The sequence below is a fragment of the Tolypothrix sp. PCC 7712 genome (assembly GCF_025860405.1).
GTDB lineage: Bacteria > Cyanobacteriota > Cyanobacteriia > Cyanobacteriales > Nostocaceae > Aulosira > Aulosira diplosiphon.
This window is the reverse complement of the sequence record NZ_CP063785.1, coordinates 4,895,923-4,921,429: the sequence shown is the minus strand read 5'-3', so window position 1 is coordinate 4,921,429 and position 25,507 is coordinate 4,895,923. Positions and strand designations below refer to the sequence as shown.

The window sequence follows — 25,507 nt, the reverse complement described above, 5'->3', positions numbered from 1 at the left end:
AAAACCTTTATTTAAAAATCACAAAATTACTACCATGATTAAAAACCATAATGATCACCAGAAGACAATTCCAAAAATTATCTTTTTCCAGCTTATTTTTATCTGGTATCAAAGGTTGTGTTAATTTAGATAGAACTGAATTAAAACTTAATTCTCCTGTCGCCAATCCAGAAACTTTTATCCTCTGGGAGCGTGGATACTTACCTGGAGAAAACCAAGGCATTCTTCAGTTAGTGGCCGCATGGAAGCAGCTCACAGGGAAGAAAGTTAATTTAAAGTTGGTTTCCGATGATTTTATTGAACAATCATTATTAGAAACTTGGAAAAATCCCAATAATGTTAAGGCTCCTAACATTATATTTTCAATTACTTTTAATCAAATTATTGCACCTCTATTAGCATGGGAAGATCATCTACTCGATCTATCAGATTTGATTGAGCCGATCGCATCCAGTTTTGATCCAGACGTATTACCCCAAGTCCTTTATCACAATCAAGTTCGGGGCGATCGCAGTTACTATGCCTTGCCTATTGGTCAATCGGATGCTTATATTCATTATTGGAAAGACTCCCTAGCGGAAATAGGATATACCGAAACCGACATTCCCCAAGAATGGCATCAATTTTGGCAGTTCTGGAAAACTGCACAAACCCAATTGCGATCGCATCAACACCCTGATTTATATGGTTTGGGTTTGTGTATGTCTGCAAACGGCTTTGACACCATAGCCGCTTTTCAACTTTTTTTAGATGCCCATAATGTCAAAATCGCTACTCATCAGAACGGACTCATTCTCAATGATACAAATAACAGACAGAATTTCATTCATATCATTGAGGATTTTGCTAATTTTTACCGACAAGGCTACGTGCCACAAGATACTCTAGCATGGTCGGGTTCAGGTAATAATATTGCATTTCTCAACCATAGAATCCTGATGACTCTTAACATGACCTTATCGATTCCTAGATCCCAAAAATTAGAGAATAATCAGTATAACCAGAATGCCGCCAAGCGATATCGAGATATTGGTACCTTGGCAACCTACCCCAAAAAACTAGACGGCACAACTTTGCAAGCACCTAGAGTACTTAACCAAATTCTGGTTCTCAAACACAGCCAAAACTCCCAAGATACCTTAGACTTTGTGCAATATTTGCTGAAACCAGATAATCTCCGGCAACTAATTCACGGATTCAACGGCCGAATTTTGCCGACGATGCCACAACTGTTAAATGATCCCCTGTGGCAAGATCCATCCGATCATCATTCTGCAGCAGCGCTGGCAATCTGCAATCGGCCTCGGCTACCTGAGTATGACAAACTGCACCCCATCTTCAGCAAGATTTATATGCAGCAACTTTGGGCACAAATCATTCACCGCGTGATTTGCAAAAATGCCTCACCTACCGAAGCAGCTAACTGGGGAATTGAGCAGATCCAAAATATTTGGCAAAGCTTTGAGAACAAACTATGAGTATTTGGAATCGCAACAGCTTATTATATCAACTGGTCTATCGGTTTACTGTCATTTCCTGGATTGCTATTGGGGTGAGTGCTGCTAGTGCCTCATGGTATTCTCGCCATGATTTGCAGAGAGAAGTTGTCAACAGTTTAAATAATTCCTTAGATTTTCAATCTCAAGAACTGGATTACTGGATAAACTATCAATTGCGCGATGTGCTGCAACTTGCACAACAAACTGAGATTCGAGAAGCTGTGCCAAAACTCCTAGAACCGCAAAATTCCCCAGAGCGAAAAGCGGCTGACGAGCGTCTCAAACAGTACTTAAATCGAACTGCAGCCATTAAATCTAATCTTCGCAATATTTGTATTACAGAAAATAGCGGTTTTGTGGTTTTTTGCTCAGACTCCTTACAAAAGAGATATAAATATTTACCCTCAGGTTATCCTGTAACTTATCTAACAGAGAAAAATCTGGTTTCCATCGCGCCTAATTTTTATTTAAATTCCGAACAAAAACCAACCATCACCATAGCGACTCCCTTAAAGGATAGTTTAGGGATTCAAATGGGAGCTATGGTAATGGATCTCAATTTAGTAGAACTCCGAAATTTATTGTTAGCAAGCACCCTCAAAACTAAAACTCAAGCTATTTATTTGGTAGGAGAATCTAACTTAAACGCTGTTGCTTTCTTAAACACAGCGGCTTTTAAGTTACCCAAAGCAGCAAATTTATCTTCCACTATCCCACTAAAAAGCGAAGCCATTGATCGCGCGATCGCCCAGCAAGATGGTATGGGATTGTACGTCAACCAGTACGATGTATTGGTGATTGGCGTGTATCGTTGGTTGCCCAAGTATAGTTTGGGATTCATTGCCGAAATGAGTCAAGAGGAAGCCTTTGCCCCCGCAGATCGTTTAGCCTTAAGCATTGTATTGTTCGGCTGTGTGGCATCTGCTTTCTTAATGTTGGCAATTTATTTGCTGTCTCGGCAGATTACCCAGCCGATTTTAGACATTAGCAAAGCTGCGGAACGTTTAGCGCAAGGAGACTTAAATCAACATATACCAGTGATTACTCAAAATGAAGTTGGCATTCTCGCCCAGACATTTAATACTATGGCCAAGCAATTGAAGTTAGATCGAGAAAATCTAGAACAGCGCGTGAATGAAAGAACTGTAGAACTGGCTGTAGCCAAAAGTCAAGCAGAATTTGCCAACCAAGCCAAAAGCGAATTTCTGGCTAACATGAGTCATGAACTTCGCACTCCCCTGAATGCTATTCTCGGACATTCCGAAGCATTGCTAGAAAAAATTTTTGGGACACTCAACGAACGTCAACAAAAGTCGCTTTTCAGCATCCACAACAGTGGAACACACCTTTTAGCTGTGATTAACGATATTTTAGATGTTTCCAAAATTGAAGCTGGTCATCTAGAGTTGAATATCTCTACTGTAGCGATTTTATATCTTTGTGATTCTAGCGTGGCGTTTGTCAGGCAACAAGCGCAGCAAAAAGAAATTCGACTACAAACGATCCTTGCGAGTGACTGTGAATATATCGCCGTGGACGAACTGCGGATACGTCAGTTGCTGATTAATTTGCTGACGAACGCCATCAAGTTTACCCCTGTTGGCGGGCGAGTCACCCTAGATGTTCATCTGGAACAAGAAGTAACAAAGGAATCACAATCTCCCACTGCAGAAGAATTTCTTTGTTTTTCCGTCAGTGATACAGGAATTGGGATTCCCGAATCCTTTCAAAATAAGCTTTTTCAACCTTTCGTTCAAGTTGACAGCAAACTCAATCGCCGCTATCAAGGAACTGGCTTAGGATTAACCTTGGTGAAACAAATTGCCGAGTTGCATGGGGGTTCAGTCAGTTTATCTAGTGAGGTAGGAAAGGGCAGTTGTTTTACAGTTCGTTTACCTTCAAGCTGTCTTTCCACAGATATTTCCTTGCCAAATCCGCCCTCTCAATCAGATCTTCTAGCGGTAAGCGCAACAGATATCTCAGAACCAGGGGGAGATAACCCTTTGATTTTGTTAGCCGAAGATAACGAAGCCAATGTCCTCAGCATTTCCTATTACCTGGCGGCTAAAGGTTTCCGTCTGCTTGTAGCGGGTAATGGCGAAGAAGCGATCGCCATTGCCAAAACTCAACATCCCGACTTAATTTTAATGGACATTCAAATGCCGGGGGTAGATGGTTTAGAGGCGATCGCACGCATCCGTCAAGATAGCCAACTTGTCCATATCCCCATCATTGCACTCACGGCTCTAGCTATGCCTGGCGATCGCGAACGTTGTCTAGCTGCTGGAGCTAACAACTATTTAGCAAAGCCTGTTAAACTACAATATTTGGAAATCAGCATCCGGCAATTGCTGCAATCATCTCAATAACAATACAACAGATTCGATGTTTATGAGGTACAGCGACTAATTGAAAAAGTAATGAGTAATAAGTAAATTTCCTGCTCATTACTCATTACTCATTACTCATGATGTACCTCACTTACTTCAAAAGTGCTGTATATTTAATTTATTTATGTTGACCTTTACCCAACTTAAACCACCTAATTCCGATGCTGTAGTTAGCTTAACTTTACCTCTCACAGCCGAAGAACGTGCCCGTAGCCGTCATCGTTTTGAAACAGAAGATGGTCAGGTGGTATTTTTGCGTTTACCTAGAGGTACAGTACTGCAAGATGGTGATATTCTCCTAGAAGAAACGCAAGATATTTTAATGAGAATTAAAGCAAAACCAGAACCAGTTTTGACAGTTTTTGCTAACACACCGCAGTTATTATTAAGAGCCGCATACCATTTAGGAAATCGCCATGTTCCTGTAGAAATTACAATTAATTATTTACGCTTATCTCACGACTCAGTTTTACAAACAATGTTAGAACAATTAGGGCTAGAAATTAAAGCAGAAATTTTACCATTTCAGCCAGAACAGGGAGCTTATGGACATCACGCTCACTGATACCTCTTTTTTAGCTATTTTGCAATTAACTAGCCCAGCTTTACCAGTGGGAGCATATAGTTATTCGGAAGGATTAGAAACCTTAGTTGAACAAAATACTATTACCAATCAGCAAAACCTGCAAGACTGGTTAGCATCCCAGCTACGTTATGGCGCAATTCGCATAGAAGCGGCTGTGATGCTCAGAGCTTATAAATCAGCGAAAATCGGAGATTTAGCTGCATTAGCCTCTTGGAACCATTGGTTATCTGCTGCTAGAGAAACCACAGAGTTACGCGCTGCTAGCTGGCAGATGGGGCGATCGCTCATGCAATTACTTGGTAAACTACAACCAGAAATTTTACCGATGGTGAATGCTGTGGGTAATCCTAGCAATTATGCGATCGCCTTTGGCATTGCAGCAGCTCATTGGCAAATCAACATTCAAGCTGCTGTACTAGGATATCTGCATAGTTGGGCTAGTAATTTAATTACAGCTGGTGTCAAGCTGATACCTCTGGGACAAACTACCGGACAGCAATTATTGCTAGACTTACAGCCATTATTAAATATTGCCGCAGTAGAAATTTTAGCTTTAGAAGATGATGAACTCGCCTGTTGTACTTGGGGCTTATCCCTTGCTAGTATGCAGCATGAAACGCAGTATACAAGGTTGTTTAGGAGTTAGGGAGTGGGAGATGAGGGAGACAAGGGGACAAGGGGAGAATACCAATTACCAATTACCCAATGACAAATGACAAATGACAAATAACAAATGACAAATAACAAATGACAAATGACAAATACCACATTTCGAGTCGGAGTTGCAGGCCCAGTTGGTTCGGGGAAAACTGCGTTAGTAGATGCTTTATGTAAGGCGTTGCGCGAACAGTATCAAATTGCTGTAGTGACCAATGATATTTATACTCAGGAGGATGCACAGTTTTTGGTGCGTTCTCAGGCGCTAGCAAGCGATCGCATTTTGGGTGTAGAAACGGGGGGTTGTCCCCATACCGCAATTCGCGAAGATGCTTCGATGAATTTGGCTGCAATTGAACAATTAGAGCAGAGATTTACTAATTTAGATTTAGTATTTTTAGAAAGTGGTGGCGATAATTTAGCAGCTACATTCAGCCCGGAATTAGTAGATTTAACCATTTATGTCATTGATGTCGCGGCTGGTGATAAAATCCCTCGCAAAGGCGGGCCAGGTATTACAAAATCTGATTTATTGGTAATTAATAAAATCGACCTTGCGCCCTATGTCGGTGCAGATTTAAATGTTATGGATAGAGATGCTAAAAAAATGCGTGGCGATAAACCCTTTATTTTTACTAACTTAAAAACTCAACAAGGACTAACAGAAGTAATTGAATTCGTCCGCAAACATATAGCCTAAAATTAATATGAAAAAAATCTGTAAATCACCCAGCACATACCAAAAACAATAACTCCATTACCAATTACCCAGTCCCCAATCCCCATTACCCCTTATCCCCAGAGGGGGCCCCGAGTTCCCCAATCCCCAGTCCCCATTCCCATTCCCCAATCAAGAAATTTATCGGCAGAATGATGCTGATATGTACACGAGACTATAAGCTAGTACAAGCGAACTATTAAAATAATGGAATGTCTGACTTAATTCTATTTTGGCATCGCCGCGATTTAAGGATTTCTGATAATACAGGACTAGCCGCAGCCCGCAAACAAAGTCCTAAGGTAGTAGGAGTATTTTGCCTCGACCCGAATATTCTCCAACGGGATGATATTTCCTCGGTGCGGGTAACTTATATGATTGGCTGCTTACAAGCATTACAAAAGCGCTATGCGGAAGCTGGTAGCCAGTTGTTAATAGTTCATGGTAATCCCATGCAAGCAATTCCCGCCTTAGCTACGGCGTTAAATGCCAAAGCGGTATTTTGGAACTGGGATGTAGAACCCTATTCTCAAGAACGCGATCGCACTATAATTGATGCGCTCCAAGAAAAAGGCATTGCATTTTTAGCAGAAAACTGGGATCAGATACTGCACTCACCAGCAGAAATTCGTACAGGTGGTAATGCCCCTTACACTGTTTATACCCCCTTCTGGAAAAATTGGATTAGCAAACCCAAAGCTAAACCAGTAGAAACTCTGCAAAATGCCGAAGGGTTAACAGCTATTGAACAAGAAATTGCCCAGCAAACTGGAGCAATACCACTACCAACCGCCAAAGATTTAGGATTTATTTGGGATGGCGGATTAGTTCTTCCCCCAGGAGAAGCCGCAGCGCAAGAAAGGTTAGAGGAATTTAGCGCTAGTGCGATTAATGAATACCAGGAACAGCGGAATTTTCCGGCGGCTATCGATGGTACATCACAGCTGAGTGCAGCTTTCAAATTTGGCGCGATCGGCATTCGCACTGTTTGGCAAACTACCCTAGAAACGCTAGAAAATAGCCGTAGCGACGAAACCACAACCAGCATCCGCACATGGCAACAAGAACTAGCATGGCGGGAATTTTATCAACATGCTATGTATCACTTCCCGGAATTAGCTGAGGGTGCTTACCGCGAAGCCTTCAAAAGCTTTCCTTGGGAAAACAACGAAGAACATTATCAAGCTTGGTGTGAAGGCAGAACAGGCTACCCCATTGTCGATGCAGCCATGCGCCAATTAAACGAAAGCGGCTGGATGCATAATCGTTGTCGGATGATTGTTGCTAGTTTCCTGACTAAAGATTTATTAATCAGTCCGCAATTGGGAGAAAAATATTTTATGCAGAGATTGATTGATGGGGACTTATCTGCCAATAATGGTGGTTGGCAATGGAGTGCTTCTAGTGGCATGGACCCTAAACCTATACGCATTTTCAACCCAGCTAGCCAAGCCCAAAAATTCGATCCAGATGCCGAATATATCCGCCAATGGTTGCCAGAATTGCGGTCTATAGATACTGAATATTTAGTAACTGGTAAAATCACACCACTAGAACGCCGTGCGGTGGGTTATCCTGACCCCATTGTGGATCATAAGATTCAGCAACAACAGTTTAAACAAATTTATCAACAGCAAAAAAGCTAGCTTGAAAATGGGCATAGGGCATGGGAAAGACAGATTTTCATGGCAAGGTTTATGCCAAAACCTAGCGTAAATGACTAAGATGAAGAATTAATACTAATTCACCAAAATTCTAGATTTTGTGTAGGGGTTTAGCAATGCTAAACCCTATATCTGAGGTGGTATGAAGTGCGATCGCATCAAAATAGGACATAAATATTATAGTAATCATTCTAGATAATCAATATCTCTACTCATGAAGATATTTTCTAGGTAAATTACCCAAAATAATATGTTCAAACTAGATTTTTTTTGTCACTTTTAGAATTTCACAATTCTAGAAAAATATCAAATCCTTGCAGAAGATAGTAATTAACAGCAGTAATCTGCTAAATGCAAAATCTGATATTTTTCAGTTACCCATGACCTTTTTATTAAATTCTCAGAATGTCTGCGATTATTTAGCTAGACATAACCTTTGTTCTCCAAGCGAAACAAACCAGATTGACATAGAGTTAAAATCTGCTAAAAATTTTAATTTATTACTAACACTGCCAAATCATCAAAAGCTGTTAGTCAAGCAAGAACGGCATAATCACGAAGGGAAAGCATCGGGAGAATTTTTAAGTGAGTGGCGCATTCAAGAATTTGTACAAAAATTTCCCGAATTAAATCATCTTCGCCCTTCTCTACCAGAAATACTGCATTATGATGCAGAAAATTCCATTCTGGTAGCAAGATATTTAGACGATTATCAAGATTTAATAGAATTTTACACCAAAGAGAAAATTTTTGATAGTAAAATCGCTGCAGCAATAGGTAATTTCTTAGCTAATATTCATCGTCATACTTTCAACCATCAAGAATATCAGGCTTTCTTCTCGGTTGGTTCAGATGATTCTTACACAGAACAAGTAAGAAGAATGGTTCAGTATTTAGAAATAATAGAACCAGAAATTTTTGGTTTAGTACCTGCTGATGGTTTAAAGTTTTTTGCCTTATATCAACGTTTTGATAGCTTAGGAACAGCTTTGAAGGATTTGAGTAATGCTGTAATTCCTTGTTGTTTAACTCACAATGATCTCAAGTTAAATAATATATTAGCTCATCAAAATTGGCAGCAATCAACTAACAATATTATCCGCATAATTGATTGGGAACGTTCTGCTTGGGGAGATCCCGCATTTGATTTAGGAACACTAATTAGCAGCTACGTCCAATTATGGCTGGGTAGCTTAGTTATCAGTAAATCTTTGAGTCTGGAAGAATCTCTAAGTTTAGCGATGACTCCCCTAGAAAAACTTCAGCCTTCAATTGCGACATTAACCCAAGTTTATTTGCAGACATTCCCAGAAATTTTAAAACACCGTCCTGATTTTTTGCTGCGTGTGATGCAATTTACGGGTTTTGCTTTGATTCAAGGAATTCAAGCAATGATTCAGTATCAAAAATCTTTTGGCAATACAGGTATTGCCATGCTTCAGGTTGCTAAAAGTTTATTATGTCGTCCAGAACAGTCTATACCAACAATTTTTGGTGCGATTGGTACAAGCGAATTAATTCAGCAAACTGCTTTAACTGCTTAATAGACTTTTTATCATTCAATCATTATGCAATTACTTAATTCTCCTCAAACTCAGCTTCATCCTAATATCAATCAGCGCTTAGTCAATGTTCTGGAAGATATTGTTAAAAATATTGAAATTCGCTCTGATTTTTCCATTCGCCATCCAGATTATCAACCCTTAGAAGTACCTGCTGAAGCTGTTGAACGCTTTCAAAAATTTTCTGTAGAAATGCAGCAAAAATATCTCAGTTTACAATTGCGAAGTTTTCTTTATGGTATTTATTACAACGGTTCAATGCGAAGTGAACTAGCAGCAGATAAAAAAAACAATAATTTACCCTTAGATTTAGAAAATAATACAGTTTTAGGGGTAGATGTAGTTTTTTATAAACAGTTGCACGAAAGTAATTCTGGAGAGGGATATTTTCAGTCAGGATGGTCAATATTAAAAGAACAGAGTGATGTTAGATTAATAGTTAGCAAGGGTAGTTTGAAGCTGTACATTCAACGGGATAAACATTTACCTCCATCTCATACATCTGCTGTTGTTGGTGATTTAGTTCCGATTAAAATGCCAAAAAATATTGTCCAAAACGGCTTTTACATGGCAGTTGGTAATGCTGGATTATCTCGCCATAGTGCAGGAAATCTACAGATTGTGCGGATATATTTCAATCTCACCCCAGCAGGTGCTATTGCTGTCATGGGTAACATAACACAGCATTTAAATCAGATAAATATACCTTTTCAATTTAAAGTTTTGTACCATCCCAAAGATTATAATCGCTACGATTCTGGAGTCTTGTATTTCGACAAAAGTGATTATGAAGTCTTGAGCAAATCATTAAATAGGATTTATCTGGAAAATCGTGAACACTTTAAATCAGAAATTCCTCTATTCACCAAGGAACTAGCACCAGGTTTAGGTTTAGCAGAAGAACCAAATCAAAAGTTTGCCGAACAAGAAAGTTTTGGGATGAATCGCTGTCAGATAATTGCCAATGGTTTAATCACCGCTTGGTATCAAGGAGATAATTCCCCTCAAAGACGGATACAAGCAATTCAAGAGCAATTTTTGCAGCTAGGAATTGATTTAGAACGTGTTCATCTCAATGCTAACTCTGAAGATATTTACCAAGTCTTAGCAGTATCTTAGCGAATGTAACTAACAATTATTTCACTGAATTTTATCGAGAATAATAAAATGAAAATATCTGACTCAAAAATATCCCAAATAGTTATTAACGCTACTTTCTTGTCTGAAAACCTCAATACTAAAGGTTATCAAAATATAAATTCTCAGCAACTTGATCAAAACCTAATTGAAAAACGTCTGCAAAATTGGTGTAAAGCAATTGGCGGAGAAGAAAAGCTAAAACAACGTCTTCATTGGGATGGATTAGATTTAAATACCGTGCGTCCCTTGTTAGTAACAGCAGATTTTGGTAAAGATGATAAATTACCAGTTTGGGCAGAAACCCTAAAAGAATTAATTGAAAGTGGTATATCTTTACTAAATCTAGAAGCAGCAGAAAAATTACCCCTTGATTCCCAAAAACCTTTACCTTTTGAAGATTTTTATTTTCCATTTATCTTGGTAGCACGCCGTAAATTATCGGCAGCATTATCTGCAAATCATGATTTAGAATTATTAAGTAAAAAAGCATATTTAACCTTAGAATATAGCTTACTGCAACAACTAGTAAGTTTAGGTACCGAAACATTATTATTTGAGTTTGATAAATTGCGCTCAAATCAAGATAATCATATAGAAGAAAATGACAGTCGAATTCTGTATGTTCAATTCATTCAAAATATTCTTGAAGATGGAGGATTAAAGTTTTTTGAACGTTACCCCGTTTTAGCAAGACTAATTGCCATCAATATTAATTTTTGGGTAACTAATACCACTGAATTTATCCAATGGTTACAAGCTGATATCTCAGAAATTGAGCAGACTTTCTCTGAAGATACAACCCTGGGAAAAGTCCAAGAAATAGAAACATCTCTCTCAAACCGTCATCGTGGTGGACGCAGCCTTTTAGCCATTACCTTTGATTCAGGGGTCAAAATTGTCTATAAACCTAAAGATTTGAGCTTAGATGTAGCTTTTAATAATTTACTAGATTGGTGTAATCAACAAGGAATATCTTTACCATTTAAAACCACCAAAATTATTCAACGACAAGAATATGGCTGGGTTGAATTTATTGCTCACCAACCTTGTGAGAATCAAGCCGCAGTCAAAAACTTTTATAAAAGAGCAGGAATGTTATTATCACTGCTGTTTGTATTAGGTGCTAAAGACTGTGGTTCCGAAAATGCGATCGCCAATTCTGAATATCCAATTCTGATTGATGCTGACATCTTAATGCATCCTATAGTTAAAAGCAATGATGAATCAGAAGACTGGTTTCAATATTCTATTCTAAAAGCGGGATTTTTACCTGCTTGGGAAGGTAATACATTCTCAGCCAATGCTCAAGATTCTAGTGTATTAGGCAATATTTATCCCCAACAAGTTAATGCTTCTAGAGAGTGGAAATTTATTAATACAGATGGAATGCATCTAACTTCTAAAACAGCAATTATTCCTTCTGGTACTAATGCAGTAATTTTAGAAGGTAAACCTGTTTCGCCCAGGAACTATGTAGAGGAAATTGTCACTGGTTTTGAGGAGATATACCGCTTATTCATCAAAAATAAAGAAACTTTGTTGGGTCAATATAGCCCTCTATCAACTATCAAATCATTAAAATCTCGATTTATCCCTCATCCATCCATACTATATGCTATCGTCGCTAAAAACAGTCTCAATCCTCAATCTTTACGTAATGGACTAGAATATAGCATTGTAATTAATAGCTTAATTGATACTTTTAGCCGTTCTTTGCTAAAAGTTGAAGCAAATCCAGAAACTTGGGCAATTTGGCAAGCAGAAACGAAGCATTTACTACAGCAAGATATTCCCTATTTCTCTGTATGCTGTAATAGTGATGACTTAAAATTTGAACTAGACTATCCAATCAAGCACTTTTTTCAAACATCGAGTTACCAAAGGTTAATTACTAAACTAAAAAATCTTAATGAACAGGACTTAGCACTACAAATTAAGTTAATTCGGTTGAGTTTTGATGCCAAGTTTGCTCATTTGTCAAATAACAATACTGCTTTACAAGGGAATTTTCCTCAATTTGAATCACTTACTCCTGAAGAATTCCTACAAGAAGCTGTAGAAATTGGCAATAGTCTTGTCTCCAATGCGATTTGCAACTCTAACGGGTGTAACTGGATTAATTTCGATTATATGTTTAAGCCTAATCGCTACCAAATCAAGCCGTTAGATAATTCTTTATACCAAGGGCGTGCTGGAGTGAGTTTGTTTCTAGCTGCCTTAGCCAAAAATACAGGTAAAAAAGAATTTAAAGAAGTAGCATTAGCTGCTTTATCAAATTTCCATAAATCGCTAAAAAAAGCAGAACCTTGTCAGGAAATACAGCAGTCAGAATTTGGTATCTTGGGTATCGGTGGTATTATCTATTGTTTATGTAAAATTAGTGATATTTTACAAGAATCAAGCCTGATAGAAGACGCTTATGTAGCCGCAAAACTACTGACAAAAGAGGTAATTGCTACTGACAAAAAGCTGGATATTATGTGGGGAATAGCAGGAGCAATTCCAGGTTTATTAACTCTTTATTATCAAACTGGCGAGCAAACGATATTAGATATAGCAGTTGCTTGTGGTCATCATTTATTATCTCAGCAAAGTGCTGCTACCTCTAAAGCATGGTTAACAATAGATAGTAAAAAATATTTAACTGGTTTTTCTCACGGAGTAGCAGGCATTTCTCTTTCTCTATTACGATTATACGCTGCTACAGGAGAAATAGCTTTTTTAGTAGCTGCAAAAGAGGCTATTGAATATGAACGTAGCATCTTTGAAAAATCATCTCAAAACTCACATAATTTCCATTTCTCAGAACAGAAAACTGCTATCGAATTCTTGCATAGTTGGTGTCATGGAAGCGCTGGAATTGGATTAGCTCGTTTAGGTGGTTTATCGATTATACAGACAGAAGAAACTTTATCTGAGATTAATCTAGCTTTAGAAACTACCTACAATTATGGAGTACCCAGTACAGATATAGACAATCTCTGCTGTGGATATATGGGTAGAGCAGAACTGTTTGTCTTAGCATCCCAAAAACTCAACAAACAAGAATGGCTAAAAATTACTAGACAACAGTCTACATCGGTAGTAAAAAAAGCAAAACAAAGTGGCCAATATGCTTTGTCATCTCATTTATCAAGTTCTATTTTAAGACCTAACTTTTTCCAAGGAAGTGCAGGCTTAGGTTACCAGTTATTACGTTTAGCCTATCCCGAATCTTTACCTTCTATTCTGATTTTAGAGTGAACAACATCATTCTTCTCTGCAACTTGTAATTAAAACAGAAATTTTCATCTATCAGCACAAGAAAATCTTGTGCTGATTTTTGATATTTTTAGCTAATAGACTTCTCCCTAGATGAATGTAGAGAATTAAACATAACGTCTCTCTAACAGTTACAAATAATAAGCAGTATTTTCATATTTTTTTAAACTTGCACAATAATAGTGACAAAAGTGATTTATTTCCAAACTTGTAATACTGGCATTTTTTCTAAATAACGAGACTACTACTGGCTTTAATAGTAGCAAAAGTGTAATTTTTATGTCTTGAAAACCATCTTGTTTTTATTGTTTTTAGTAATTTTGACAGATATCATAGGAATATAAATCAAGCAGAAATGATTTGATTTATCAGTAAACTTAAAACATCGTTGAAGGTAAAATCTAATGGCTAATATCAAAGTACATGACCTGATGAATCTAAACCTTACTGGTGCTGATTTATTTAGCGATTCAGAAAGCTTTATGAAAGAGCTAAGTGGAGAGGATGAACAAATATTTGGTGGTGCTATACCAGTCATATGTGTCACTGGTACTTGTAGAAAGTCTACAATAATCTGTCCTGTATCAGATCAAACCATAGTTTATGCAGTTTAAGCTAGTTATTGTTAATCAGAAAAAGAAATAATCTAACGGACAAGAACTAGTAGCCTTAATCTTCCAACAAAATTCGGATTTACAAGATAAATCCGAATTTTTAATTTTAAATTTTATTCTAAAAATTTAATAATTTCAAACTTATTCATTTGCTGCTTTATCCACTCAACAAAAAAGTCTGACATAATTTGATAACGTAACTTCTCACTTAATTCCGGTTGAATAATCTCTTCAAGCATAATTAAATGTACTCCCTTTGAAGTAATAATCGGCTTAAGAAGTTGGGGAGAATTAGCAGCAAACACAGCAGCAGAAATTTCTGGCTTTAAATCCTGACGATTAACTTTTCCTCGATATCCACATTTGCGACGTAGTTCTGAATCTTGGGTATATTGGTGAGCTACATCATAAAAACTAGTTTCGCCTTCTTTAATCGCATAAAATAACTCCATTGCTAAATCTTCGTCATCCAAGATAACTTCATATATAACTGCACCAGCATATTCTAGTTGATTTTCAAAAAAATAGGGTTCAACTTTATCTGCAAACAGATGTTGAGCTAATTTATTAGCTAGTAAATTATGGTAAACTAACTCTTCAAAATCATCTAACGATAAAGCGTGTTTGTCCAACCATTTCCAAGTATCTTCAGATGTTTCTAGGGCATTCATTAAACGGAAATTATCTGCTGCTTCTTGCAGTTCTTCAGTCTCTACTTGAATCCCTATCTCTGATACGGTGGTTTCAATTATCTTATGGGTAATAATCTTTTCAATTAAATCAGGAATTTGGCGGTATTGTTTGACAATATGTAGAATATCTTGGTTGCTGATTGTGATGGTTTGTGACATAATTTTGCTCCACAAATAACTGACGGTTACACAAATATCGGATGAGCTACTAAGTTTTAGCTTCCTTGTTGTAACTGTTTGAATGGGTCTAGTAAAAAGTCAATAATCCGACGCTGACGCACAATTACTTCTGCGGTTGCTGTATCGCCAGGACGTAAAGGTGTACATTTATTTTTACTAGGTATACAATTACTTTTCAGGGCAATTTCTAAATTATATGCAGCGATTTTTCCATTAGGTGTATCGATTTCTGATGTGGTTGGGGAAATATCTAATAACTCGCCTTCAATAATTCCATAATCCTGGAAAGGATAGGCATCAAATTTAAGTTTCACAGGCAATCCTTTGCGTAAAGAACCACTTTCAGATGTGGGCATTTGTGCGCGAAGAATTAACGGTGAATTTTCGGGAGCAATTTCCGCAACCATTGTTCCAGGCTGAACAACTGCACCTGGACGCTGAATTGGGAGTTGAAATACTCTCCCAGCAATGGGAGATTTTAAGACTCGTTGCTGTAATTGCAATTGCAAGCTGTTTATTTGACTATTAGCTTGAGCAATTTCTGCTTGTAACGTTGTCATTTCTGTGTCTAAGTTCTTTAATTGTTCCTCACTTTTAAGTACTGCTAGTTTTCCAGAATGAGTTAATGCTTGATAACTGCGTTTTTGTTCTTTTAAGCGTAAATATGCTTGTTCAATTTCTGCCTTGGCTTGGCGAATTGTGCGCTGATAACTACTTTGTTGTTCGGCTAGGCGGAGATTAGCTTGTTTGATATCTGATTTGCTTTGTTCGTATAATCTCTGCCTGTCTTTGGCGATATCTTGCTTATCAACAACATTAATTTCGGGAATAGCACCGGCTTGTTGAAGTTGGTTGTAGCGTTCTACTTCTCTTTGGGCGCTGGCTAGACTATTTTCTAATAATTTATTTGCCGTTTGAGTTTGTTCAATAGTTTGTCTTGCTTGATTAACTTGGGTAATTTTTTCGGTTTGTTGAATTTCGTAGGAGTTTTTTAAAGCCGTTAAATTTTGCTGTGCTTGCTCAATTTGGGCTTGTTTTTCTAACTCTTGAGCCTGGTTTTGTTGGCGTTGAGTGGCTAAAGAGACGATGATTTGATTTTTCAGCAGATTTAATTGCGATCGCCTGTTTAATTGTCCTTCTAATTTCTCCTTACTTTGGCGCAAATCAGACTTAACTAATTCTGCATCTAATATCATTACAGGTTCTCCAGGTTTGACTAAATCTCCTTCTTTAACGGGGATAGAAGTTACCGTTCCTGGTACTGCACTATCTAACTTAAATGTTTTACCTTTTGGTTCAAGTCTTCCCCTAGCTGTACCAGTTTCATCTACCTTAGATAGCATTGCCCAAGGCAGAGAAATAGATATAAAACTGAGCAAAAAATACAGCATTCCCCTTGTCCAAAGTTGGGGTAATTCATCAAGCAAATCTTTAGTATATTCAGACCAATCATCAGGCAACTTATTTATGTTTGCAGTTGATTTGTCTTGCTTTTCGTAGTCATTGATGGTGTTTGCTACTTCGCTGTTGAATATCTCGGACATAAGGTCTTTTTTGTTTTAAATTTGCAATTTATGGCAATTCTATAGCCCAATACAGTTATGCTAAAAACATAGTAATTGATTTGCCACTTGTGGAAAAAGCTAGCTCAATTGGGGGATTCTCCCCCAAACCCCCTCCAAAATTATTGTTCTGTTTTTTTGTTGAGTAACTAGTTTTTTGGTTTTGTTGTCAATTAGTTTTCTTAACTGAACTGTATTGTCCTATAGCCATCCGGTTTGATTTGGAGAAAATGCTTGCTGAGACTATTTCAATTTAATAATGAGACAAAGATATTGGTAGAGGTTTTAGCAATGCTAAACCTCTACGAAAAATATATTTGCATCAATATTTTTGTAATTAGTATTAGAAATTAAACTGGGAATAAAGATATACTAAGTTTTTCTCAAAAATCAAATATTTGAAAATATCATGCTTGATTTTTAGAGATGCTCAATTTAGGCTGATGTATCTAATTGTTGTTGATTGAGATAGAAATAATGCCCACGGTTTCTCATCAACTCGTGGTGAGTTCCACTTTCAATTAACACACCTTTATCTAAGACCAAAATCAAATCCGCATTTCTGACTGTTGAAAGACGATGGGCAATTACTAAGGTAGTTCTTCCCTTAAGAATTGTATTAAAATTCTTCTGGATAATTCTTTCTGATTCTGTATCTAAATGAGAAGTTGCCTCATCAAAAATTAACAATTGGGGCTTACCTAATAAGGCTCTAGCTATGGCAATTCTTTGCCTTTGTCCTCCTGACAACATCCCTCCACCTTCCCCGATTTGAGTTTCATAACCCATTGGTAACTTTTTAATGAACTCATCAGCACCAGCTAAAGTAGCTGCTTCGATGATGTCTTCTAATTTTGTGCTTGGATGTCCTAAGCTAATATTTTCCCGAATCGTACTACCAAATAAAAAGGTATCTTGGTCAACCACTCCAACCTGTTGACGTAAGGAACGTAAGGAAATACTGGTAATATCACATCCATCAATTAATATTTTCCCATCACTAGGGGGATATAAGCCTAAAACTAACTTAGAAATCGTAGTTTTACCCGAACCACTGCGACCTACTAATGCTACCATTTGCCCTGATTTAATGTGAAAACTCAAATTTTCAATCACATTAGTATCACTTTCTAAGTTATAGCGAAAGGTGACATTTTCAAACCGGATATTACCTTGAATTAAAGGTAAGCTTTGTTTGATTTGATGTTGCGAATTTTCCTCTGGCTCTGTATCTAATACATCATTAATGCGTTCCATTGCAATGAAAACTTCTTGTAATTGGTTCCACAATACTGCTAAACGTTGAAAAGGAGCAATAATAGTCCCTAACAGCATATTAAATGCCACAAGCTGTCCAATCGTTAACTGATTCTGAATTACTAAATGTGCCCCAAACCATAGTAAAACTGTAGTGGCAATTGCTTGAATTGCATTACTAAAAATTTGCAAGCGATTGCTAATAACTTGTCCAGAAAAACCCGTTTTAATTGCCTTGTGCAATAACTCTTCCCAATGCCAACGTACTGTTTGTTCTACGGCTGTAGATTTAATTGTCCGCACCCCAGAAATAGCTTCAATGAGATAACTGCTTTCTTGGCTATAAGCACTAAATATTTCCCGAGAAATCTTCTTTAAAAATGGTGTGGAAATCAACGCCAGCAAAAAGAATGGTGGTACAATTACCAAGGAAACTAATGCCATTTTCCAACTGTACCAAAACATTAATCCTACATAGATAAATACAGTGAGTAAATCTAAGAGGATTGATAATGCCTCACCAGAAAGAAAGCTTTGAATTTTGCGGTTTTCTTGGACACGGGAAATTATATCTCCAACATAACGAGTTTCAAAGAAACTTAAAGGAAGTTGTAGGGTATGACGGATAAATCCGACAATTAAAGCGACATCTAGCTTGTTGGCTGTGTGGTCTAGTAAATATTGACGTAAACCTGTTAGTGCTACTCGAAATAAACTAAAAATTAGCAATCCTAAACCCACAGCCGTTAAAGTTAACTCAGAACGCTGCACTACCACTCTATCGAGAATAAACTGGGTAAATAAGGGGGTAATTAGTCCAAAAATTTGGATAAATAAGGAAGCTAAAAATACTTCTAGCAACACCAAGCCGTGAGGTTTAATTAACTCAAAAAATTGCCAAAAGGGTGTTGTACTCTCTTCCCTATCTTTTAACAGGGCTGTGGGTTGCAGTAGTAGCGCATATCCAGTCCAATCTGCTTTAAATTCCCGGTGAGTGAGGGTACGCTGACCAATGGCTGGGTCTGCAACTATGACATATTTTTTGGTGATTTCATAGACAACTATATAATGTTTGCCCTCCCAGTGAGCGATCGCAGGTAATATTTGCTTGGCTAATTGGTCGAGACTAGCTTTTACGGGTCTGGTGTTAAATCCGATACTTTCGGCTGCAATTGACAATCCGCGCAGAGATGCACCGTTGCGGTCAACATTGGCAATATCTCGCACAAAATTGACACTAAAGCGCTTTCCCCAATAACGAGACACCATCACCAAACAAGCTGCACCACAATCTGAGGCACTCTGTTGGGCAAAATATGGATAGCTTTTGGTGACGCGTTGCCATAAATGCCCGACTCTTTGTGTAGGGTTGGGAAAGTAGGCTTTGCTAATCTTTTTCTGGGAATTACTGGCTGGTGGTGGGGAAGAACTTGTGACGCTTGGCTGTTCAACAAGCTGGGGAGATGGGGTTTCACTGTCAGACCTAACAAAGAGGGAATTTTTTGCTTGTGCTTGGGTAAGTAAATGTGCGTAAATTTGCGGAAACTTGTCTATCAATGGTGACAGGGCTGCATCGCCAAGAAAAGCCAGGTGTAAATTAACACTGGCTCTGGCGGCATAAGCTTGAAAACCAGCCTCTCGAAACAAGGTAAATTCCCCAAATGATTGTCCTACTTCCAAGGTTGCAATCAATTCACCCGCATCATCGAGTAATCTGACTTTACCTGCAAGTACAATGTAGATACCTGGTTCAACATCTGTTCCTTGCCAAAATTTTCCTACCTTGGGAGTAAGATATTTAACTTGTTGAAGGCAGTGCTGTAAGTCTTCTGAGGAGAGGGAATCACCCAAGACACTGCATAGTTGCTGCACAGACAGCGACTCTGAGATATATTGCGCCATGAAATTCTGAACTAGTACTTACTTTTTTTGCGTATTTATTTTTCTGATTCCCAAAGAAAAAATCCCGTAAAAGTACGTGATTTTTCGGATTTAAGGTCAGAAATCAAGATTTTTTGTCCTGCTGTTTTCTCTGTATGTTCACTCTGAGATAAAGTAGGTTTGGGGACTGTTGATAACCCCATTTGTTTGAGGACGCGTTTAAGATGGCGATCGCTCACATCTATTCCCAATTCTTTCGCTAAATGCTTTCGCAACCAATTGACTGTCCAGCGTCTAAACCCATAGCCACAATCCCTAGGATTTAGAGAAAGTAACTGTTGTAAGCGTTCCAAATATTCCTGATTAATTGCTTTTGGACGACCTAGAGGGCAATCTTGCCATTGATGCGCCATCCCAGTACGGGCAATATGCATCCAATGTCGTGCTGTCGCCGGAGAACATTTTAATATCTGGCAAATTTCGGTTTGAGTTTTGCCCTCATCCGCCAACAACATAATTTCGATTCGCTGATGATAAGACTCAGACAAATCATCTTGTAAATTTTTTTGCAGCTGTTTACGCTGAAATGGTGTTAAATACTTACCTGTTCCCATATTTGGGAGATTAACTTCAGGCTGCTCAAAATCGTTTGACATCACGGTATTTGGCTGTTGATTCCCTATAGATTGACTGATAAACTTTTATGCACCCTGAGAGTTAAAGTAGAAATAACCGTAAATTTCGGTATATTCTAAGTTGTTTTTCGTACGCTGCATGATGCAGACGTAAGTTTTTTTTGCCCAAAAGTCAATGCTTTGGGAATTGATACTAGTAACTACACAGATAAGAAATTATTTTCCGTAAAGATTTTATTGAGTACAATTAAGCGGTCAAATGCGCGATCGCATAGGGGTGGGGAAAGGGGAAAGGTGAAAGGGGAAGGGGAAAAGGTGAAAGGGGAAAGGGAAAATACAAAACCTTTCTCCGACTTCTGCAAGCAGTCTATGATTTAGGGCGTTTAGTCGCAAATGAGTTGAGGTCAATTACCAAACCCCAAATGACAAATGACCAATAACCAATAACCAATGACAAATGACAAATGACATGGGATGCTTATTGAGCGATTAGTGAGATTTGCAGATGTCTGTTGTTTCTAGTGTCACTGTTACTGTTCCCGCCACCACTGCTAACTTAGGGCCTGGTTTTGACTGCATTGGTGCAGCTTTAACGCTGTATAACAAAGTTAAGTTTACGCGTCTGGATGCAGGCGGGTTAATTATTCACGTTACAGGTAAAGAAGCAGAAGGGGTAAACACTGATGAAAGTAATCTGCTCTATCAAGCCTTTGTCAAGTTATATCAACATATAGAGCAGATACCGCCGAGTGTGAAAATTGAGATTGATTTAGGTGTACCTTTGGCGCGGGGTTTAGGTAGTTCCGCGACAGCAATTGTTGGTGGTTTAGTTGCGGCTAATCAACTGGCTGGGGAACCACTTTCGCAGTTGCAGGTGATGGAATTAGCGATCGCAATGGAAGGACATCCTGATAATGTTGTTCCCGCTTTATTGGGGGGATGTCGTCTAGCTGCTACCAGTGCTGAAGGTTGGGAAATTTGTGATGTTCCTTGGGATGAAAATGTTGTGCCAGTGGTAGCAATTCCTGATTTTGAACTTTCAACTCAAGAAGCGCGGCGGGTTCTCCCCACAGAGTTCAGCCGTGCAGATGCAATTTTCAATACAGCTCATTTGGGTTTATTGTTGCGGGGCTTGGCAACTGGTAAGGGAGAATGGTTAAAGACGGCTTTGCAAGATAAGTTACATCAACCTTATCGTAAAGCTTTGATTCCTGGTTACGATGCGGTGAATCAAGCTGCTGTAGCTGCTGGTGCTTATGGCATGGTGATTAGTGGTGCAGGGCCGACGTTGTTGGCTTTAGCAGATGCACAAAATTCCCAGGCTGTAGCAGCAGCAATGCAAACTGCTTGGCAAACAGTAGGAATTACAGCTGATGTGCGATCGCTTTCTTTGGATAACCAAGGTGCAAGCAGCCTTAATGAAGGATAAATAGGAATTATGCAGCAGATTATCTCAGAAATAGCAGCACTTAGCCAACAAATTCAGGCTCTCCACCAGGAACGTGCTGCCCTCACTATTAATAATGTAGTGTTGAGCGAGAATGATTCACCCATCGCCATAGCTGAAGCTTACCGTCGCTTTGCTAGGGAAAATTCCCATTTAGCTGTGGAACTCAAAGGAATAGATGATGCGATCGCAGCCTTAGAATTGCAGCTAGAACAAAAACAAGCTGAGTTAGCACGTTGGCAAATCGACTCCAAAGAACTTACCCTACAACAGCAGCTAGAAGAAGCTAGAAACGTGGCGCAAGTTCATGCTCAACGGATTAATCAACTTGCTGGAGAACTAGCCCAAGAAATCCGCCTATTAAAATCTTGCGCCGATCAACTCAGCCCTATCTATTGGCAGGTTTATTACAAACCATTTATTACTGGCTTCAAGACAATCTCAGTTCCCCATGTCCGCTCAGATGGGGAAGTATGGACAATTGTCAATCGCATCGTTTAAGGGACTTCCAACTCAAAAATATACTATCGCTTTTTTGGCAGGGGCGAGTAAGAGCGATCGCTCCTACTCCCTTTCCACAATTACAAATCCCTCAAAGCGTCGGCTAGAGAGGGATTTTGGGTATTAGGTTTTGGACTACTAGTGGTTCGCCAAGGTAACTGAGCAGGATAAAGGTTAAGGGGTAAGGGGGAAAGGTTTTTTATCCCTTACCCTTTTACCTTTCCCCATTCCCCAGGCTTCACCCAGCATTTTTGGGTTGGCAGTCTACTAGGTTAAATTACTTGCTTTCTTAACTACTTCCTTTAACTCTTCAAAGGAGATACTACCGTCTTTATCTCCATGCATAGCTAGCAATTCCTGGGGGCTACTAACACCTGTTTCAGCTGAGATGATTGCACTTAAACCAGGGCTTAAAAAAAGCTCATTAATGGAGATTTTGCCATCTTGATCGATATCTAAGGTATTAAAAAGAGATTGAAGCTCTTGCTCGGTTGCCATGACTTTACTATTTGAATTAATTTTTCAATTTAATATCTCTTAATTAAATAAACTGACTATCCTGAGACATAAAAACGGGTATCGCTAGGGCTTAAATCAGCAGTTCCTAATAAAAGTAGTGGACTGACACAGCTAATTTTGGTGCAATAGCAAAAATTCATTTCATCAAATCTAAGACCAATTCAAATAATGTTTGCAACACATCAATATATTCTAGATGGCACGGCACGCCGTGCCCCTACAATCTGTCGCCTTCTTTTTTCCAATTGGTATTACTCAACAAAAAACCGAACAATAATTTTGGAGGGGGTTTGGGGGACGCAACCGTCACCCAATCGGGGGTTTGGGGGAGAATCCCCCAATTCTTCTGGCTTCTTTCATAGTGATACAAAATCAAAAAATGTTCGCGACGCATCAATATATTCCAGAGGGCACGGCGTGCCGTGCCCCTACAATCTGTCGTATTCTTTTTTCAAATTGGTATAATGCCTCATTTTAGGCGTGTCAGTCCAGTAGGGTGCGTTACGCCAAGGCTAACGCACCCTCTTGATTTAACTCCTTAAGCTGTCGCCGCTAAACCATTGTGTCGCAGCAAAGGCGCGGTACTCGGTTCACGTCCCCGGAAGGTTTTAAATACTTCCATTGGGTGCTTGCTACCACCCAGCGCCAGCACTGTATCACGGTAGCGTCTACCTGTAGCTTTAATCGCAGCTTCGTCTTCCAGTCCAACTTCTTCAAAAGCAGCAAAAGCGTCAGCACTCAAAACTTCCGCCCATTTGTAGCTGTAGTAACCTGCCGCATAACCACCGCCAAAGATGTGCCCAAATGCACATAAGAAAGCATCTTCTGGTAATGGGGGTATAACGGTGGTAGTTTTGGCTATGCGATGGCGGACATCAGCAGGGGTTTCAGCGCCACCAGGACGATAGCGAGAGTGGAGTTCTAAATCGACACTGCTAAAGTGGAGTTGCCGTAACATCGCACTACCACTCATATAGTTGCGGGCTGCGATCAGCTTTTGGTAATAATGCTCTGGTAGCGGTTCACCTGTTTCATAGTGCTTCGCCATGCCAAACAAAGTGGGGCGTTCGTAGCACCAGTTTTCCATAAACTGACTGGGTAGTTCGACTGCATCCCATTCGACGTTATTTATACCAGCAGCACCAGTATAATCAACTTTGGTAAGCATATGCTGTAAACCATGCCCAAACTCGTGGAAGAGGGTTTCCACTTCATTGAAAGTCATTAAGCTGGGCTTGTCATCAATGGGGGGAGTTTGGTTACAGACTAAATATGCTACAGGCAAACGAACGCTGCTGCTACCATTTTCCGCAGTTTTGCCACGATTAATGCAGACATCCATCCACGCACCACCACGTTTTTCGGCGGGGCGGCTGTAGGGATCTAAATAAAAGTAGGCGATCGCAGCGCCTGTTTCATCAGCTATTTGGAAATAACGCACATCCTCATGCCATACTGGGGCTTGACCATCGGCGGGGGTGACTGTAACGCCAAATAAGCGATTAACTAAGCCAAATAAGCCATCGAGGACTTGGGGAAGGGGGAAGTAAGGGCGTAATTCTTCCGCAGTAAAGGAGAATTTTTCTTCTCGCTGACGTTCCGCCCAGAAGCTAATATCCCAATGTTTTAAATCTTCAGCTTCTTTTGCACCTTTGGAGGCGGCAAAGGCTTTGAGTTCTGCTAAATCTTTAACGGCTGCATCATAACTAACGCGACGCAGTTCTTCTAACAGTGCTTCCACAGCTTCGACATTGGGAGCCATTTTACTAGCTAGGCTTAATTCCGCAAAGTTGTTAAAACCTAGTAACCCAGATAGTTCTTGGCGTAATTCTAATATACGGTCAATGAGGGGATTATTATCTAACTCGCCGGATGCAGCACGACTAATAAAAGCTTTGTACAGCTGTTCGCGCAAATCCCGGCGGGTGCTGTGCTGCATAAAGGGGCCATAACTAGGGAAATCTAAAGTGATGCGCCAGGGGCCATTTTCTGGTGTCGCATTTTCTTCCCCAGCAGCACGAGCGGCTTGGGCTGCTAAACTCAGTAAACTTTGGGGTAAGCCGTCGATTTCTTCTTTGGTGGTGAGGGTGATGCTAAAGGCTTTGGTAGCATCGAGGACATGGTTAGAGAACTTACTCGAAAGTTCTGCTAACTCCATCTGAATAGCGTTGAAACGTTCCTTTGCTTCTCCTTCTAAGCCCACACCAGAAAGTTCCGCATCCCGAATCGCAGCTTCTACAATTCTTTGCTGTGCTGATTCTAAGCCCTTCCAAGCATCACTAGCATGGAGAGCCTTAAAAGCATTGTAAAGAGGTTGGCTTTGACCCAGTTTGGTGATAAATTGCACCACATCTGGTTGCACTGCTTCATGAGCTTCCCGTAGTTCTGGGCTATTCTTGACACCCATTAAATGGTTGACTATACCCCAACTCCAAGACAGCTTGTCTGAGATTTTGTCTAAAGGTTCTACTAAACCGCTCCAAGTAGGCTGTACATTCTTTTCTAAAGCAGTAAGTTCGGAATCCAGTTCTGTTAACAGTTCCTTGAAGGCTGGGATTACTTGTTCCGCTTTGATTTCCGCAAAGGGAGGTAAGCCAGCACCCTTGAGTAGGGGATTCTGAGAAAGAGTAGCACTTTGAGTCATGATTGTGTGTGAGATGCGATCGCTCTTGGTTAATTATGATTTTTGTTTATATTCTTCTAATGTAGCGATCGCGGTGCGTTTTCGGGGGGTTGGGGGCT

General features: G+C 39.3%; 18 protein-coding genes. 12 read left to right on the top strand and 6 right to left on the bottom strand.

Annotation, left to right across the window (positions count from 1 at the left end):
* Window positions 1-50: 50 nt before the first annotated feature.
* The 10 genes from HGR01_RS20160 (at window position 51) to HGR01_RS20115 (ending at window position 14,091) form a co-directional block, all read left to right on the top strand.
* Window positions 51-1,478 (top strand): ABC transporter substrate-binding protein, encoded by a 1,428-nt coding sequence (locus tag HGR01_RS20160; protein WP_045870704.1) that lies wholly within the window; start codon window positions 51-53, stop codon window positions 1,476-1,478.
* A complete protein-coding gene (locus HGR01_RS20155; protein ID WP_052335207.1) occupies window positions 1,475-3,868 on the top strand; it encodes a hybrid sensor histidine kinase/response regulator in 2,394 nt (797 codons plus the stop codon). The genes HGR01_RS20160 and HGR01_RS20155 overlap by 4 nt, the downstream gene beginning before the upstream one ends.
* Before the next feature lie 145 nt (window positions 3,869-4,013).
* Window positions 4,014-4,454, top strand: coding sequence for an urease accessory protein UreE (gene ureE, locus HGR01_RS20150; protein WP_045870705.1), 441 nt, complete (start codon window positions 4,014-4,016; stop codon window positions 4,452-4,454).
* Entirely contained in the window at window positions 4,435-5,121 is a 687-nt protein-coding gene (locus HGR01_RS20145; RefSeq protein ID WP_045870706.1) for an urease accessory protein UreF, read from the top strand. Before ureE ends, HGR01_RS20145 begins: the two co-directional genes overlap by 20 nt.
* A gap of 108 nt (window positions 5,122-5,229) precedes the next feature.
* A complete protein-coding gene (gene ureG / locus HGR01_RS20140) occupies window positions 5,230-5,832 on the top strand; it encodes an urease accessory protein UreG (protein WP_045870707.1) in 603 nt (200 codons plus the stop codon).
* 230 nt (window positions 5,833-6,062) lie between these two features.
* Window positions 6,063-7,496 (top strand): FAD-binding domain-containing protein, encoded by a 1,434-nt coding sequence (locus tag HGR01_RS20135; protein WP_045870708.1) that lies wholly within the window; start codon window positions 6,063-6,065, stop codon window positions 7,494-7,496.
* Window positions 7,497-7,894: 398 nt separating this feature from the next.
* Window positions 7,895-9,058 carry a phosphotransferase family protein gene (locus tag HGR01_RS20130; RefSeq protein ID WP_045870709.1) on the top strand — a complete coding sequence of 388 codons (1,164 nt, stop codon included), beginning with the start codon at window positions 7,895-7,897 and terminating at the stop codon, window positions 9,056-9,058.
* A gap of 24 nt (window positions 9,059-9,082) precedes the next feature.
* Complete coding sequence (locus HGR01_RS20125; RefSeq protein WP_045870710.1) at window positions 9,083-10,195, top strand: T3SS effector HopA1 family protein; 1,113 nt, start codon at window positions 9,083-9,085, stop codon at window positions 10,193-10,195.
* Between the two features lie 48 nt (window positions 10,196-10,243).
* Window positions 10,244-13,459 carry a type 2 lanthipeptide synthetase LanM family protein gene (locus HGR01_RS20120; RefSeq protein ID WP_045870711.1) on the top strand — a complete coding sequence of 1,072 codons (3,216 nt, stop codon included), beginning with the start codon at window positions 10,244-10,246 and terminating at the stop codon, window positions 13,457-13,459.
* 422 nt (window positions 13,460-13,881) lie between these two features.
* Window positions 13,882-14,091, top strand: coding sequence for a hypothetical protein (locus HGR01_RS20115; RefSeq protein WP_045870712.1), 210 nt, complete (start codon window positions 13,882-13,884; stop codon window positions 14,089-14,091).
* Window positions 14,092-14,204: 113 nt separating this feature from the next.
* Here the strand turns inward: HGR01_RS20115 and HGR01_RS20110 are convergent, their stop codons facing one another.
* The 4 genes from HGR01_RS20110 to HGR01_RS20095 form a co-directional block, all read right to left on the bottom strand.
* On the bottom strand, window positions 14,205-14,942 hold the full coding sequence (locus HGR01_RS20110) for a peptidylprolyl isomerase (protein ID WP_045870713.1): 738 nt from the start codon (window positions 14,940-14,942) through the stop codon (window positions 14,205-14,207).
* Between the two features lie 56 nt (window positions 14,943-14,998).
* On the bottom strand, window positions 14,999-16,507 hold the full coding sequence (locus HGR01_RS20105) for an HlyD family efflux transporter periplasmic adaptor subunit (protein ID WP_045870714.1): 1,509 nt from the start codon (window positions 16,505-16,507) through the stop codon (window positions 14,999-15,001).
* A 453-nt stretch (window positions 16,508-16,960) separates the two neighbouring features.
* Entirely contained in the window at window positions 16,961-19,684 is a 2,724-nt protein-coding gene (locus HGR01_RS20100) for a peptidase domain-containing ABC transporter (protein ID WP_045870715.1), read from the bottom strand.
* A 35-nt stretch (window positions 19,685-19,719) separates the two neighbouring features.
* A complete protein-coding gene (locus HGR01_RS20095; protein WP_045870716.1) occupies window positions 19,720-20,319 on the bottom strand; it encodes a helix-turn-helix domain-containing protein in 600 nt (199 codons plus the stop codon).
* A 484-nt stretch (window positions 20,320-20,803) separates the two neighbouring features.
* Here HGR01_RS20095 and thrB point away from each other — a divergent pair, with 484 nt between their 5' ends.
* Together thrB and HGR01_RS20085 are read left to right on the top strand one after the other, a co-directional pair.
* A complete protein-coding gene (gene thrB, locus HGR01_RS20090; RefSeq protein WP_045870717.1) occupies window positions 20,804-21,727 on the top strand; it encodes a homoserine kinase in 924 nt (307 codons plus the stop codon).
* 9 nt (window positions 21,728-21,736) lie between these two features.
* Window positions 21,737-22,246: a hypothetical protein gene (locus tag HGR01_RS20085; protein ID WP_045870718.1), complete on the top strand. Its 510-nt coding sequence runs from the start codon at window positions 21,737-21,739 to the stop codon at window positions 22,244-22,246.
* Window positions 22,247-22,513: 267 nt separating this feature from the next.
* Here HGR01_RS20085 and HGR01_RS20080 read toward each other — a convergent pair whose 3' ends face one another.
* Together HGR01_RS20080 and HGR01_RS20075 are read right to left on the bottom strand one after the other, a co-directional pair.
* Window positions 22,514-22,744: an EF-hand domain-containing protein gene (locus HGR01_RS20080; protein ID WP_045870719.1), complete on the bottom strand. Its 231-nt coding sequence runs from the start codon at window positions 22,742-22,744 to the stop codon at window positions 22,514-22,516.
* A gap of 559 nt (window positions 22,745-23,303) precedes the next feature.
* Window positions 23,304-25,409, bottom strand: a complete 2,106-nt coding sequence (locus HGR01_RS20075) for a M3 family metallopeptidase (RefSeq protein WP_045870720.1) — start codon at window positions 25,407-25,409, stop codon at window positions 23,304-23,306.
* Window positions 25,410-25,507 lie beyond the last annotated feature (98 nt).